The organism is Streptomyces sp. NPDC005483, from assembly GCF_040606035.1.
Classification (GTDB): domain Bacteria; phylum Actinomycetota; class Actinomycetes; order Streptomycetales; family Streptomycetaceae; genus Streptomyces.
This window is the reverse complement of the sequence record NZ_JBEXEA010000008.1, coordinates 152,842-165,925: the sequence shown is the minus strand read 5'-3', so window position 1 is coordinate 165,925 and position 13,084 is coordinate 152,842. Positions and strand designations below refer to the sequence as shown.

Below are 13,084 nucleotides of genomic sequence, written 5' to 3'. Positions count from 1 at the left end.
CGCACTCGACCGCGCGTCCAGAGGCAGAAGGGCCCTGCTTGCGGGTTGGCATGTGCCGGGGAAAAGAATTCACATCCCGGCAACGTGCGCCCGTAACATCGCGCCATGGCAAAGGCACCTGTTCTCACACCCCGGGCGGACGACTTCCCGCGCTGGTACCAGGATCTGGTCACCAAGGCCGAACTGGCCGACAACGGTCCGGTGCGCGGCACCATGGTCATCCGACCGTACGGGTACGGCCTGTGGGAGCGGATGCAGACCGAGATGGACGCCCGCATCAAGGAGACGGGCACCCAGAACGCGTACTTCCCGCTGCTGATCCCGCAGTCGTACCTCACCCGCGAGGCCGACCACGTCGAGGGCTTCGCGCCCGAGCTCGCGGTCGTCACCCACGGCGGCGGCAAGGAGCTCGAGGAACCCGCGGTCGTCCGCCCCACCTCCGAGATGATCATCAACGACTACTTCTCGAAGTGGGTGCAGAGCTACCGCGACCTGCCCCTGCTGATCAACCAGTGGGCGAACGTAGTGCGTTGGGAACTGCGGCCCCGGCTCTTCCTGCGCACGTCGGAGTTCCTGTGGCAGGAGGGCCACACCGCGCACGCGACCGAACAGGACGCGCGCGCGTTCGCCTCGCGCATCCACCGGCAGGTCTACGAGGACTTCATGACCGACGTCCTCGCCATGGACGTCGTCCCCGGCCGCAAGACGGTCAAGGAGCGCTTCGCCGGCGCCATCAACACCCTCACCCTCGAGGGCATGATGGGCGACGGCAAGGCCCTCCAGATGGCTACCAGCCACGAGCTGGGCCAGAATTTCGCCAAGGCCTTCAACACCTCGTACCTGTCGAAGGACGGCACGCAGGAACTCGTCTGGCAGACCTCCTGGGGGTCGACCACCCGGATGATCGGCGCCCTGGTGATGATGCACGGCGACGACCACGGCCTGCGCGTCCCGCCGCGGCTCGCGCAGACCCAGGTCGTCGTGCTCGCAATCAAGGGGGACGAACCGGTTCTGGCCAAGGTCCGCGAGATCGGCGACCGGCTGAAGGCGGCGGGCCTGCGCGTCCATGTCGACGACCGCACCGACACCCCCTTCGGCCGCCGCGCCGTCGACTGGGAGCTCAAGGGCGTGCCGGTCCGCGTCGAGGTCGGGCCCCGTGACCTGGAGAGCGGCACCGCGATGGTGGCCCGCCGCATCCCGGGCGGCAAGGAGGCGGTCGCCCTCGACGAACTCGTACGACTGCTGCCCTCCGCTCTCGAAGAGGACCAGGCGTTGCTGCTGGCCCAGTCCCGCGCGCGCCGTGAGTCCCGGACGACCGAGGTGTCGACGTTCGACGAGGCCGTCGAGGCCGCCGTCGGCGGCGGCTGGGCGCGGATCCCGTGGGCCACCCTCGGCGAAGAAGGCGAGGCCGGACTGGCCGAGCACGGGGTGACCGTACGGTGTCTGGTCGCGGAGGACGGGTCGGTGCCGGGAACCGACGACGCCCCCGGTAACGTCGCAGTCGTCGCGCGCGCTTACTGAGGCACAGCCCTTCCGGTGCGAAAGCGACCGAAACGCCTCTTGCGTACCTGCTGATCACAACCGCCCCGGCGCCTGGACGCGATCTACGCGCCGGGGCGTACCTCACACTACGTACCGGCTTGGTATGAGCTGTGAGGCTTCTCCGCAGATCAGCGCACCCGCCCTCGTCTCCACGCATCAGCGGCAACTGACGGGTACGTGCAAATTATTTGGGATGCCCCGGAATAGGAACACAGGGGCACCCTGGCTCGTTGTCATTACGTGAGCACGACACAGACACCACCTGTTCTCGCCGCAGAGCTGGCAGAGGCGTGGGCCGACATTCAGCGGTACCACCCCGAACTGCCCGACCTTGCCGCGCCAGAGTCCCTGATCGGGGAGTCGTCGTCCGCTTGCGGTCACGAGCTCTCCTTCGAGCGACTGCTTCACGAGGCAGTCCACGGCATCGCCGCCGCGCGAGGCATTCGCGACACCTCCCGCGCCGGCCGCTACCACAACCGCAGATTCCTCGCGATCGCCGAGGAGATGGGCCTGGACCACCCCGAGGAGCCGCACCCGAGCAGCGGCTTCTCACTGGTCACGCTCACCCCCGAGGCAAAGCGCCGCTACCGCCCGACCATCGAGCGGCTCCAGCGCGCCCTCAAGGCCCACACGGCGGCGACCTCCGCCGACACCGCCCGCTCCTTCCGGGGTCCGGCGGCGCGTCACGGCTCCTCCGGAGGCGGCGTGCGGGTCAAGGCGGTCTGCGACTGCGGCCGCAATGTGAGGGTCGTTCCCTCCGTCCTGGCCCAGGCGCCGATCGTCTGCGGGGGGTGCGGGAAGCCGTTCCGCATTCCCGAGATCGTCGCCGCGGCGAGCTGAGATCGCGGCTGCTCGTGGCAGCCGCGGTCCTGCCCGGGGGCACCTGGAGTGCCGGGTGCCCCTCAGGCATGCTCGTGCGCGGCCTCGGTCCGAGGAGAGCCCCGGGGTGTGGCACAATGGCTAGCTGTACTCGACAGCCGCACAGGAACCCTCTCGCCTCCGGCTGACGCGTCCATCGGGCACTCGGGTACCGCAACCCCACGCGGCTTTCTCGCCGTGCCCAACCACGTCAAATCCAGGAGAATCCACTCCCGTGGCAGTCAAGATCAAGCTGAAGCGTCTGGGCAAGATCCGTGCGCCTCACTACCGCATCGTCGTCGCCGACTCCCGCACCCGTCGTGACGGCCGTGCGATCGAGGAGATCGGCCTGTACCACCCGGTGCAGAACCCCTCGCGCATCGAGGTCGACTCAGAGCGCGCGCAGTACTGGCTGGGTGTCGGCGCGCAGCCGACCGAGCCCGTGCTCGCCATCCTGAAGAAGACCGGCGACTGGCAGAAGTTCAAGGGCGAGCCCGCCCCGGCTCCGCTGCTCCAGCCGGCCGAGAAGGCCGCGCGTCCCTCGTTCGAGGCCCTCGGTGGCGACGACGAGGGCAAGGGTGAGGCCATCACCCAGAAGAAGAAGGCTGAGAAGAAGGACGAGGCTGCGGCTGAGTCCGGGTCGACCGAGGCCTGAGCATGCTCGAGGAGGCTCTCGAGCACCTCGTGAAGGGCATCGTCGACAACCCCGACGATGTGCAGGTGGCCTCGCGCACCCTGCGCCGCGGGCGCGTGCTTGAGGTCCGGGTCCACCCCGACGACCTCGGCAAGGTGATCGGCCGCAACGGTCGCACGGCACGCGCCCTGCGCACCGTCGTGGGCGCCATCGGCGGCCGCGGTGTCCGCGTCGACCTCGTCGACGTCGACCACGTCCGCTGACGTCAAACGCAGCACCGGCTCGGGCCGGGGAGGGCCATCGGGCCGTCCCCGGCCCGTAGTCGTTACGGGCCCTACGACAGGAGATCTTCCGAAGTGCAGCTCGTAGTCGCACGGATCGGCCGCGCCCATGGCATCAAGGGCGAGGTCACCGTCGAGGTCCGTACCGACGAGCCGGAACTCCGGCTCGCACCCGGCGCCGTACTGGCGACCGATCCGGCCGCCACCGGCCCGCTCACCATCGAGACGGGCCGTGTCCACAGCGGCCGTCTCCTCCTGCGCTTCGAGGGCGTGCAGGACCGCACCGCCGCCGAAGCCCTTCGCAACACCCTCCTGATCGCCGAGGTCGATCCGGAGGAGCTGCCGGAGGAGGAGGACGAGTACTACGACCACCAGCTGATGGACCTGGACGTGGTCACCGCGGACGGTGTCGAGGTCGGGCGGATCACCGAGATCTCGCACCTGCCCTCCCAGGACCTGTTCATCGTGGAGCGGCCCGACGGCAGCGAGGTCATGATCCCGTTCGTCGAGGAGATCGTCAGCGAGATCGATCTGCAGGAGCAGAGGGCGGTCATCACGCCGCCGCCCGGGCTGATCGACGACAACGCCGAGATCGCTTCCGCCAAGGAAGACGGCGCATGAGGCTCGACGTCGTCACGATCTTCCCCGAGTACCTCGACCCGCTGAACGTCTCCCTGGTCGGCAAGGCACGCGCGCGGGGGCAGCTGGACGTGCACGTCCACGATCTGCGCGCGTGGACGTACGACCGCCACAACACCGTCGACGACACCCCGTACGGCGGCGGCCCGGGCATGGTCATGAAGACCGACCCCTGGGGGTCCGCACTGGACTCCGTGCTGGCGGACGGTTACGAGGCGGGCTCCCACGCGCCCGCCCTGATCGTCCCCACCCCGAGCGGCCGCCCCTTCACCCAGGAACTGGCCGTGGAGCTCTCCGAGCGCCCCTGGCTGATCTTCACGCCCGCGCGCTACGAGGGCATCGACCGCCGGGTCATCGACGAGTACGCCACGAGGATGCCGGTCCACGAGGTGTCCATCGGCGACTACGTTCTCGCCGGCGGCGAGGCGGCCGTACTGGTGGTCACCGAGGCGGTGGCGCGGCTGCTGCCCGGCGTCCTCGGCAACGCCGAGTCGCACCGGGACGACTCCTTCGCGCCCGGAGCCATGGCGAACCTGCTCGAAGGGCCCGTCTACACCAAGCCGCCCGAGTGGCGCGGCCGCGGCATCCCGGACGTCCTGCTCAGCGGCCACCACGGCAAGATCGCCCGCTGGCGCCGCGACGAGGCGCTCAGGCGTACGGCGGCCAACCGGCCCGACCTCATCGAGCGCTGCGACCCGGCGGCCTTCGACAAGAAGGACCGCGAGATGCTCTCCATCCTGGGCTGGGCGCCGGACCCGGCGGGGGAGCCGTACGGCCGATTTTGGCGCAGGCCGGAAGGCGTGGAACAATAGGCCGCTGTTGTGCGTCGTCCGGCGTGCGCCCCTGCCACAGGGGGACACGACGCCCGCCCCGACACGGACAGCCTCCTCACGAACCTAACTACCGCCGATGACCTGTGGCATGGGCGAAGAAAGCAGACGAAATGTCTCACCTGCTCGACACCGTCGACTCCGCGTCGTTGCGCACCGACATCCCGGCGTTCCGCCCGGGTGACACCGTCAACGTCCACGTCCGCGTCATCGAGGGCAACCGCTCCCGTGTGCAGCAGTTCAAGGGCGTGGTCATCCGTCGCCAGGGCGCCGGGGTCCGCGAGACCTTCACGGTCCGCAAGGTCTCCTTCTCCGTCGGCGTCGAGCGCACCTTCCCGGTGCACACCCCGATCGTCGAGAAGATCGAGCTCGTCACCCGCGGTGACGTGCGTCGCGCGAAGCTGTACTACCTCCGTGAGCTCCGCGGCAAGGCCGCGAAGATCAAGGAGAAGCGCGACAACTGAGCGCCTTTCGGACGTCACAGCGGGGCCGGATAACATCTGGCTCCGATGGACACCGAAGCACAGCCGACGGAGCGCGACCGCTCCTCCCGCCCCGCACCAGGGGCCGCGGAGGGGCGGTCGCGTTTCGCGTTGGTGTCGAGAATCACCCGGTGGCTGCCCGGCGGCCGGATCTCCCTGGCCCTGCTGCTCTGCCTGGTCTTTCTTTTGCTGATCAGTACGTTCGTGGTCAGACCTTTCCAGATTCCTAGCGGATCCATGGAAAACGGATTGAGGATCGGGGACCGCGTTCTCGTAAATAGGTTGGCGTACCGTTTCGGTGCCGAGCCGCGGCGGGGAGATGTGGTCGTGTTCGACGGAACCGGGTATTTCGGGGACGGGGACTACATCAAGCGGGTTGTGGGTGTGGGGGGAGACCACGTGGTCTGCTGCGACAAGAAGGGGAGGATCGAGGTGAACGGCCGGTCGGTCGACGAGTCGGGCTTCCTGTACCCCGGCGACAGCCCCTCCTCGGTGCCCTTCGACGTCGAGGTGCCCGACGGCACCCTGTTCGTCCTCGGCGACCACCGCAGCGTCTCCAGCGACTCCCGGGACCATCTGGGCTCACCGGGCGGCGGCATGGTCCCCGTCGACGACGTCCTCGGGCGGACCGACTGGATCATCTGGCCCGCCGGCCACGCCACCCGCCTGCCCCGTTCCGCCGCCTACGCGCGCGTACCCGCAGAGGGGGGCGCGCATGGGTAACCGCGGCAAACCGCGCGGTGTGTCGAGCACCGCCGCCGACAATCTGCTGCCCACCGGCGTGCGGCGTTCCGCCAGCCCCGCGGGGGGCCGCTCGCGCGCGGAGCGACGCCAGCTCCAGCGCAAGGTGAAGCGGCGCAGGCGGCGCGGTGCGGTCAAGGAGATACCCCTCCTGGTCGGCGTGGCCGTCCTCATAGCCCTCGTCCTGAAGACGTTCCTCGTCCAGGCGTTCGTGATCCCGTCCGGCTCCATGGAGCAGACGATCCGGATCGGCGACCGCGTCCTGGTCGACAAGTTCACCCCGTGGTTCGGCTCCGAGCCGAAGCGCGGGGACGTCGTCGTCTTCAAGGACCCCGGCGGCTGGCTCCAGGACGAACAGACCACGACGAAGAAGGACGACCCCGTGGTCGTCAAGCAGGTCAAGGAAGGGCTCACCTTCATCGGCCTGCTGCCGTCCGACAACGAGAAAGACCTGATCAAGCGGGTCGTCGGGGTCGGCGGCGACCGCGTCAAGTGCTGCGACACCGAGGGTCGGGTCACCGTCAACGGCGTCCCCCTGAGCGAGACGGACTACCTGTATCCCGGGAACGCCCCGTCCACCCAGCAGTTCGACATCACCGTCCCCGAGGGGCGGCTGTGGGTGATGGGTGACCATCGTGCCAACTCCGCGGACTCCCGCTCGCACCAGGACACCGACTACGGCGGCACCGTGTCCCTGGACTCGGTGGTGGGGCGCGCCAGGGTCATCGCCTGGCCCTTCGGCCACTGGAACATGCTGGACGAACCGAAAACTTACTCTTCCGTTGCCGACTCGGTGCCCGGGGCGACCGCAGCTTCCCAGGCGTCGCTTAGGGTTGCTCAAGACGATCCGAACGAAGCGATCCAACTCCCGAGCCCTGCGGAACTCCCGCTCGTTATGGGAGTGGTGGGCCTGCGCCGTACTTGGGGCAGGCGGCGGCACAGAGTAAGGAGTTGGCGTGGGGGATGTGGCGGTTGGCGCACGGTCCGGGCACGACGGCGAGGAGCACCGCGGACGCCCCGTGGAAGCAGCCGACCCGGCCACGGACAGCGCCGTGACCTCCGGGAGTGACTCCGGGGCGACCGAGGACGGTACGGCTACGGAGGCCCGGGGAGGGGGGCCCGGCGATTCGGCCCCCCGCGTGAAGAAGCAGCGCTCCTTCTGGAAGGAGCTGCCCATCCTGGTCGGCATCGCGCTCGTGCTGGCGCTGCTGATCAAGACGTTCCTGGTGCAGGCCTTCTCGATTCCCTCCGACTCGATGCAGAACACCCTCCAGCAGGGTGACCGTGTGCTGGTCGACAAGCTCACGCCGTGGTTCGGCTCCGAGCCCGAGCGCGGCGAGGTCGTCGTCTTCCACGACCCCGACAACTGGCTGGCGGGCGAGCCGACGGCGGACCCGAACGCCGTACAGACGTTCCTCTCCTGGATCGGTCTCATGCCGTCCGCCACGGAGAAGGACCTCATCAAGCGCGTCATCGGTGTGGGTGGGGACACCGTCTCGTGCGAGGGCACCGGCCCGCTGAAGGTCAACGGCAAGGCGCTGTACGAGGCGTCCTACGTCTACGCCGGCAACACCCCGTGCAGCCAGGACGACCAGGGCGGCCAGTTCACCGTGAAGGTCCCCAAGGGCTACATCTGGGTGATGGGCGACCACCGCCAGAACTCCCGTGACTCGCGCTACAACCAGTCGGACAAGCACCACGGCATGGTGCCGGTCGACGACGTCGTGGGCCGCGCCGTCGTGAAGGCCTGGCCGATCAACCGCTGGGGCACGCTGCCCAAGCCGGACACCTTCGACCAGGCCGGCATCAACGACAGCTCGTCGGCCTCCGCCGCCCTGACGGTCGCGCCGCAGGGGATCGCCCTTGCCGGTGTGGTGCCGGTGGCGCTGTGGCGGCGCCGGAAGACCGCCGTCGAACGGACCCGCTGAGCACCACCCGGCCGACCGGAACGCCACCGCACTGCCACGGGCCTGGTGAAAGCTTTGCGGAGCTTGGCGCTCCGGCCGGGCAGGAGGGGCTGACCCGCTCAGGTACCGCCGGGTAGGGTGCGGGTCCATGGGTGGCGAGAGCACTACACGTACGGCCCCGCGCAGCGGGGGCACCAGCACGGGCCCGGTGGGCGGCCGGACCGGACAGCGACTGTCCGGACTGGCCGTCGCGCTGGGCCTGGTGCTGTTTCTCGGGGGATTCGCCTGGGGAGCGGTGCTGTACCTGCCGTACACCGTGCCCACCGGTTCGATGACGCCCACGATCGACGTCGGCGACCGGGTGCTCGCACAGCGCGTCGACGGCGACGACGTACGCCGGGGCGACGTCGTCGTCTTCACCGACAAGACCTGGGTGTCCAACGCGCCGGTGGTCAAGCGGGTCGTCGCGGTCGGCGGCGACACGGTCTCCTGCTGCACGGACGGGAAGCTGACCGTCAACGGCAAGGAGATCGACGAGACCTATCTCAAGGGCAGCGTGGTGGAGGACAAGTCCATCCCGACCGTGAAGGTGCCCAAGGGCCGCCTGTTCCTGCTCGGCGACGAGCGCCAGGGCTCGCTGGACTCCTCCGCCCACCTCACGGACGCCGCCCAGGGCACTGTGGCACGCTCGGCCGTGACCGCTCGTGTGGACGCCGTCGTCTGGCCCATGAAGGGCATGCTGGAGCGCCCCACGGCCTTCGAGCCGCTCGGCCCAGCGTCCTCGCCCGGCCCGCTGCGTACGATCTTCTTCCTGATCGTCGCCGGTGGGGCGCTGGTGCTGGGCGGCGGGGCGTACGGGCCGGTGGCCAAGCTCTTCGGCGGGCGCTCCGGCGTCCGGACGGAGCCCGCCGGTGCCCGCTGAGGCGTCGGCCGCGGACGGGGACTCGTCCGGAGGCGGGCTGCGCAAGGTGGCCCGGGTGGTGCTGCTCGATCCCGAGGACCGCATCCTGCTGCTGCACGGCCACGAGCCGGACGATCCGGCCGACGACTGGTGGTTCACCCCCGGCGGCGGACTGGAGGGCGACGAGACCCGTGAAGAGGCCGCTCTGCGGGAACTCGCCGAGGAGACCGGCATCACCGAGGTGGAGCTCGGGCCGGTGCTCTGGCGACGGACGTGCTCGTTCCCGTTCGCGGGACGCCGCTGGGACCAGGACGAGTGGTACTACCTGGCCCGTACGACGGTGACGGCCACCGGGGCCACGGCCCTGACCGAGCTGGAGCGACGCAGCGTCGCCGGAGCGCGCTGGTGGACGTGTCAGGAACTGACCCGGGCACATGAGACGGTGTATCCGACCAGACTCGCCGAGCTGCTGCGCAGGCTGCTCGACGAAGGTCCCCCCGCCGGGCCCGTGACCCTCGACACCGAAATCGTCTAGGTGCTGACGGGACTGGCGCACAATGGTGGGATCGCACGGCTGAAGGGGAACATGCCATGAGCGCCGAGGACCTCGAGAAGTACGAGACCGAGATGGAGCTCAAGCTCTACCGGGAGTACCGCGATGTCGTCGGTCTGTTCAAATACGTGATCGAGACCGAGCGGCGCTTCTACCTGACCAACGACTACGAGATGCAGGTGCACTCGGTTCAGGGTGAGGTGTTCTTCGAGGTGTCCATGGCGGATGCGTGGGTGTGGGACATGTATCGGCCAGCTCGCTTCGTGAAGCAGGTCCGGGTGTTGACGTTCAAGGACGTGAACATCGAGGAGCTGAACAAGAGTGATCTGGAGCTGCCGGGCGGGTGAGACCGGCTCGGGCCGTGTGGCTCGTGTGGGTGACGGAGTTTTCCACAACCGCTGAGTAGTCCACCAAGATCAACTCGGTGCGCGGGGTTGCGTGATCGTTGGCGCCGGAGGTGGTGCCGACATGAACGCACGCAGTGCACTCGGCAAGTACGGCGAGAGTCTGGCCGCGCGGCGGCTGATCGAGGCCGGAATGACGGTCCTGGAGCGCAACTGGCGCTGTGGCAGGACCGGCGAGATCGACATCGTGGCACGGGACGGTGAGGCCCTCGTCGTCTGCGAGGTGAAGACCAGGCGGGCGGGTGCCTTCGAGCACCCGATGGCCGCGGTGACTCCCGAGAAGGCCGAGCGCCTGCGGAGCCTCGCCGCCTGCTGGATCCACGCCCACGGAGGAGCACCGCCGGGAGGCGTCCGCATCGACCTGGTGGGCGTCGTCCTGCCCCAGCGCGGCGCGCCCGTGGTCGAGCACGCGCGGGGGGTGGCCTGAGATGGCTTTCGCTCGTACGTGCTCGGTGGCGCTGGTGGGCGTCGAAGGGGTCGTGGTCGAGGTCCAGGCCGACCTGGAGCCAGGGGTCGCGGCCTTCACGCTGGTGGGGCTGCCGGACAAGAGCCTGACGGAGAGCCGGGACCGGGTCCGGGCGGCCGTCGTGAACTCGGGGGGTGAATGGCCCCAGAAGAAGCTCACGGTCGGCCTCAGCCCGGCGTCGGTGCCGAAAGCGGGTTCCGGATTCGACCTCGCTGTCGCGTGCGCCGTGCTGGGTGCCTCGGAGAGGATCGACCCCCACGTGCTCGCCGACATCGTGATGATCGGAGAGCTGGGGCTGGACGGCAGGGTCCGTCCGGTCCGGGGCATCCTGCCCGCGGTACTGGCCGCCGCGGACGCCGGCTACGTACAGGTCGTGGTGCCGGAGTGTGCCGCGGCCGAGGCCTCGCTGGTGCCCGGGGTCTCCGTGCTGGGCGTCCGCAGTCTGCGGCAGCTGATCGCGGTCCTCGCGGACGAACCGGTGCCCGACGAGGAGCCGCACGAGCCGGGCCGCCCCGATCCGCTGCTGGCCGGCCTGCGCGTGCCGGGCACCGGCGCCGCCACCGGCATGCACAGCGCCGGAGCCGCTCAGCAGGACCACGGACACGACCTGGCCGACGTCGTCGGTCAGACCTCGGCGCGCACGGCCGTGGAGGTCGCCGCGGCCGGTGGCCATCACCTGTTCCTGGAGGGGCCGCCCGGCGCGGGCAAGACCATGCTCGCCGAGCGGCTGCCCGCGGTGCTGCCCCGGCTGGCCCGGGAGGAGTCGCTCGAGGTGACGGCGGTGCACTCGGTGGCGGGTCTGCTGCCACCGGGCAAACCCCTGATCGACGTCGCCCCCTACTGTGCACCGCACCACTCGGCCACCATGCAGGCCCTCGTCGGCGGCGGACCCGGTATCGCCCGTCCGGGCGCGGTGTCGCTGTCTCATCGAGGCGTCCTCTTTCTGGACGAGACACCCGAGTTCAACACCCAGGCCCTCGACGCGCTGCGGCAGCCACTGGAGGCGGGGCACGTGGTGATCGCGCGCAGCGCGGGTGTCGTACGGTTCCCGGCGAAGTTCCTGATGGTGCTCGCGGCCAACCCGTGCCCCTGCGGCCGTTTCTCGCAGACCGACGACTTCTGCGAGTGCCCGCCCTCGGCCGTCCGCCGCTACCAGGCCAGGCTCTCCGGCCCGCTGCTCGACCGGGTCGACCTGCGGGTGCAGGTGGACCGTGTCACGCGTGACCAGCTCGCCGGACGCGGTGCCCGGGGTGAGTCGACCGCCGTGGTCGCCGACCGGGTGCGGGCCGCCAGGGAACGGGCGGCGGTGCGCTTCACCGGCACCCCGTGGCGGACCAACAGCGAGGTGCCCGGACGCGAGCTGCGCAGCCGCTGGCACGCCGTGCCCGGGGCGATGGACGAGGCCGAGCGCAATCTGGAGCGGGGCGTCCTGACCGCCCGGGGACTCGACCGCGTCCTGCGTGTCGCCTGGACCGTCGCGGACCTCGTCGGACACGACCGCCCGGACGCGACGGACGTCGCCCTGGCGCTGCAACTGCGCACCGGAGTGCCCCGGGGCGTGCCCATGGCGATCGGGGCGCCGGCATGACCGGCGACGAACCCGAGGCCGAGCTGCTCGACCGCGTCTTCCTCGCTCGGGTCGTCGAACCCGGCGACGAGGCCGCGGGGCGCTGGGTCCGGGAGCGGGGCGTGGCGGAGGTGGCCGCGCGGCTGCGCGGGTGCGGTGAGCCGTTGCCGGGAGTGAGCGAGAAGCGGTGGGGTGGAATGCGGGCCAGAGCCCGGGTGGCCGCGCCGCGCCGGGATCTCGCGGTCGCGTACGAGGCCGGGGCGCGGTTCCTCGTTCCCGGGAGCGCCGAGTGGCCGGGGCAGCTCGACGACCTCGGGGACGCGCGGCCGCTCGGACTGTGGGTGCGGGGGCGGCCCAGCCTGCGGATGTGGGCGCTCAGGTCCGTCGCCCTCGTCGGGGCCCGTGCCTGTACCGAGTACGGGGCCCACATGGCGGCCACCCTAGCCACCGGGCTCGCCGAACTCGGGTGGGTCGTCGTGTCCGGCGGGGCCTACGGGGTCGACGGCGCCGCCCATCGCGGTGCCCTCGGCGCAGGCGGTGCCACCGTCGCCGTCCTGGCCTGCGGGGTCGACCGGCCCTATCCGCGCGGACACACCCAGTTGATCACCAGGATCGCGGAACAGGGCCTGGTGATCGGGGAGTTGCCGCCCGGCGATCATCCGACTCCCAGCAGATTCGTGCTGCGCAACAGGGTGATCGCCGCCCTCACCCGGGGCACCGTGGTCGTCGAGGCCGCCCACCGCAGCGGCTCACTGGTCACCGCCCGGGCGGCACAGCGGTTGGGACGTCACACGATAGGGGTGCCCGGCCCGGCCACCAGCAGCTTGTCCGCGGGGGTGCACGAACTGCTGCGCGGGGACGCCACGCTGGTCACGGACGCCGCGGAAGTCGCCGAGCTGGTCGGCGACATGGGAGAGCTGGCCCCCGACCGGCGCGGACCCGTGCTGCCGCGCGATCTGCTGGACCCGGAGGCGCGAAGGGTCCTGTCCGCCCTGCCCGGGCGGCGGGAGGCCGGGGTCGACGAGATCGCGCGCGGTGCGCAGACGACCCGGGACGACGCCGTCGCGAGACTGTACGAACTCCGTTCACTTGGTTACGTCGAACGACACGGCGACGGCTGGAAGTTGACACGCCAGGCGATGATCTCCGTCCGGGGCGGCCGCGGCCCGAGTTGACCGAGCGTGTTCGGCCGTCCGGGGGAACCCCGAAGCCCTTGGGAATTCCCGCAGTTGGGGAGTTCCGTTGATCACATGGGGCGACGGCCGCGCCTCCCGGGAAC

At 70.3% G+C, this 13,084-nt stretch carries 16 protein-coding genes; all 16 read left to right on the top strand.

Going from position 1 to position 13,084, the window contains the following annotated elements:
• Positions 1-105 precede the first annotated feature (105 nt).
• The 16 genes from proS to dprA all read left to right on the top strand — a co-directional run bounded on the left by proS (position 106) and on the right by dprA (position 12,980).
• Positions 106-1,521 carry a proline--tRNA ligase gene (proS, locus tag ABZT06_RS17530; RefSeq protein WP_355741130.1) on the top strand — a complete coding sequence of 472 codons (1,416 nt, stop codon included), beginning with the start codon at positions 106-108 and terminating at the stop codon, positions 1,519-1,521.
• Positions 1,522-1,782: 261 nt separating this feature from the next.
• A complete protein-coding gene (locus ABZT06_RS17525) occupies positions 1,783-2,382 on the top strand; it encodes a hypothetical protein (RefSeq protein ID WP_355741128.1) in 600 nt (199 codons plus the stop codon).
• Between the two features lie 253 nt (positions 2,383-2,635).
• Positions 2,636-3,055, top strand: coding sequence for a 30S ribosomal protein S16 (rpsP, locus tag ABZT06_RS17520; RefSeq protein WP_123991863.1), 420 nt, complete (start codon positions 2,636-2,638; stop codon positions 3,053-3,055).
• Between the two features lie 2 nt (positions 3,056-3,057).
• Positions 3,058-3,297 (top strand): RNA-binding protein, encoded by a 240-nt coding sequence (locus tag ABZT06_RS17515; protein ID WP_007384965.1) that lies wholly within the window; start codon positions 3,058-3,060, stop codon positions 3,295-3,297.
• Positions 3,298-3,390: 93 nt separating this feature from the next.
• Positions 3,391-3,936, top strand: a complete 546-nt coding sequence (gene rimM, locus ABZT06_RS17510; protein ID WP_355741125.1) for a ribosome maturation factor RimM — start codon at positions 3,391-3,393, stop codon at positions 3,934-3,936.
• Positions 3,933-4,766 carry a tRNA (guanosine(37)-N1)-methyltransferase TrmD gene (trmD, locus tag ABZT06_RS17505; RefSeq protein WP_355741123.1) on the top strand — a complete coding sequence of 278 codons (834 nt, stop codon included), beginning with the start codon at positions 3,933-3,935 and terminating at the stop codon, positions 4,764-4,766. Before rimM ends, trmD begins: the two co-directional genes overlap by 4 nt.
• Positions 4,767-4,897: 131 nt before the next feature.
• A complete protein-coding gene (gene rplS, locus ABZT06_RS17500; protein WP_007384968.1) occupies positions 4,898-5,248 on the top strand; it encodes a 50S ribosomal protein L19 in 351 nt (116 codons plus the stop codon).
• A 45-nt stretch (positions 5,249-5,293) separates the two neighbouring features.
• Positions 5,294-5,989: a signal peptidase I gene (gene lepB / locus ABZT06_RS17495; RefSeq protein WP_355741120.1), complete on the top strand. Its 696-nt coding sequence runs from the start codon at positions 5,294-5,296 to the stop codon at positions 5,987-5,989.
• Complete coding sequence (lepB, locus tag ABZT06_RS17490; protein WP_355741118.1) at positions 5,982-7,076, top strand: signal peptidase I; 1,095 nt, start codon at positions 5,982-5,984, stop codon at positions 7,074-7,076. Before lepB (ABZT06_RS17495) ends, lepB (ABZT06_RS17490) begins: the two co-directional genes overlap by 8 nt.
• On the top strand, positions 6,964-7,935 hold the full coding sequence (gene lepB / locus ABZT06_RS17485) for a signal peptidase I (protein ID WP_355741116.1): 972 nt from the start codon (positions 6,964-6,966) through the stop codon (positions 7,933-7,935). The genes lepB (ABZT06_RS17490) and lepB (ABZT06_RS17485) overlap by 113 nt, the downstream gene beginning before the upstream one ends.
• A 127-nt stretch (positions 7,936-8,062) precedes the next feature.
• Positions 8,063-8,836: a signal peptidase I gene (gene lepB / locus ABZT06_RS17480; RefSeq protein WP_355741114.1), complete on the top strand. Its 774-nt coding sequence runs from the start codon at positions 8,063-8,065 to the stop codon at positions 8,834-8,836.
• Positions 8,826-9,350 carry an NUDIX hydrolase gene (locus tag ABZT06_RS17475; RefSeq protein WP_355741112.1) on the top strand — a complete coding sequence of 175 codons (525 nt, stop codon included), beginning with the start codon at positions 8,826-8,828 and terminating at the stop codon, positions 9,348-9,350. Before lepB (ABZT06_RS17480) ends, ABZT06_RS17475 begins: the two co-directional genes overlap by 11 nt.
• A gap of 56 nt (positions 9,351-9,406) precedes the next feature.
• Positions 9,407-9,715 (top strand): DUF2469 domain-containing protein, encoded by a 309-nt coding sequence (locus ABZT06_RS17470; RefSeq protein ID WP_003965949.1) that lies wholly within the window; start codon positions 9,407-9,409, stop codon positions 9,713-9,715.
• Positions 9,716-9,836: 121 nt separating this feature from the next.
• Positions 9,837-10,199, top strand: coding sequence for a YraN family protein (locus tag ABZT06_RS17465; RefSeq protein WP_355741110.1), 363 nt, complete (start codon positions 9,837-9,839; stop codon positions 10,197-10,199).
• A gap of 1 nt (position 10,200) precedes the next feature.
• Complete coding sequence (locus ABZT06_RS17460; protein ID WP_355741108.1) at positions 10,201-11,826, top strand: YifB family Mg chelatase-like AAA ATPase; 1,626 nt, start codon at positions 10,201-10,203, stop codon at positions 11,824-11,826.
• Positions 11,823-12,980 carry a DNA-processing protein DprA gene (gene dprA / locus ABZT06_RS17455; RefSeq protein WP_355741106.1) on the top strand — a complete coding sequence of 386 codons (1,158 nt, stop codon included), beginning with the start codon at positions 11,823-11,825 and terminating at the stop codon, positions 12,978-12,980. The genes ABZT06_RS17460 and dprA overlap by 4 nt, the downstream gene beginning before the upstream one ends.
• The last annotated feature ends 104 nt before the right edge of the window (positions 12,981-13,084 follow it).

Bases quoted from the DNA above. Each gene is read 5' to 3' on its own strand.
- proS (WP_355741130.1), top strand. From the start codon at position 106: ATGGCAAAGGCACCTGTTCTCACACCCCGGGCGGACGACTTCCCGCGC.
- ABZT06_RS17515 (WP_007384965.1), top strand. From the start codon at position 3,058: ATGCTCGAGGAGGCTCTCGAGCACCTCGTGAAGGGCATCGTCGACAAC.
- trmD (WP_355741123.1), top strand. From the start codon at position 3,933: ATGAGGCTCGACGTCGTCACGATCTTCCCCGAGTACCTCGACCCGCTG.
- rplS (WP_007384968.1), top strand. From the start codon at position 4,898: ATGTCTCACCTGCTCGACACCGTCGACTCCGCGTCGTTGCGCACCGAC.
- lepB (WP_355741120.1), top strand. From the start codon at position 5,294: ATGGACACCGAAGCACAGCCGACGGAGCGCGACCGCTCCTCCCGCCCC.
- lepB (WP_355741118.1), top strand. From the start codon at position 5,982: ATGGGTAACCGCGGCAAACCGCGCGGTGTGTCGAGCACCGCCGCCGAC.
- lepB (WP_355741114.1), top strand. From the start codon at position 8,063: ATGGGTGGCGAGAGCACTACACGTACGGCCCCGCGCAGCGGGGGCACC.
- ABZT06_RS17470 (WP_003965949.1), top strand. From the start codon at position 9,407: ATGAGCGCCGAGGACCTCGAGAAGTACGAGACCGAGATGGAGCTCAAG.
- ABZT06_RS17465 (WP_355741110.1), top strand. From the start codon at position 9,837: ATGAACGCACGCAGTGCACTCGGCAAGTACGGCGAGAGTCTGGCCGCG.
- ABZT06_RS17460 (WP_355741108.1), top strand. From the start codon at position 10,201: ATGGCTTTCGCTCGTACGTGCTCGGTGGCGCTGGTGGGCGTCGAAGGG.
- dprA (WP_355741106.1), top strand. From the start codon at position 11,823: ATGACCGGCGACGAACCCGAGGCCGAGCTGCTCGACCGCGTCTTCCTC.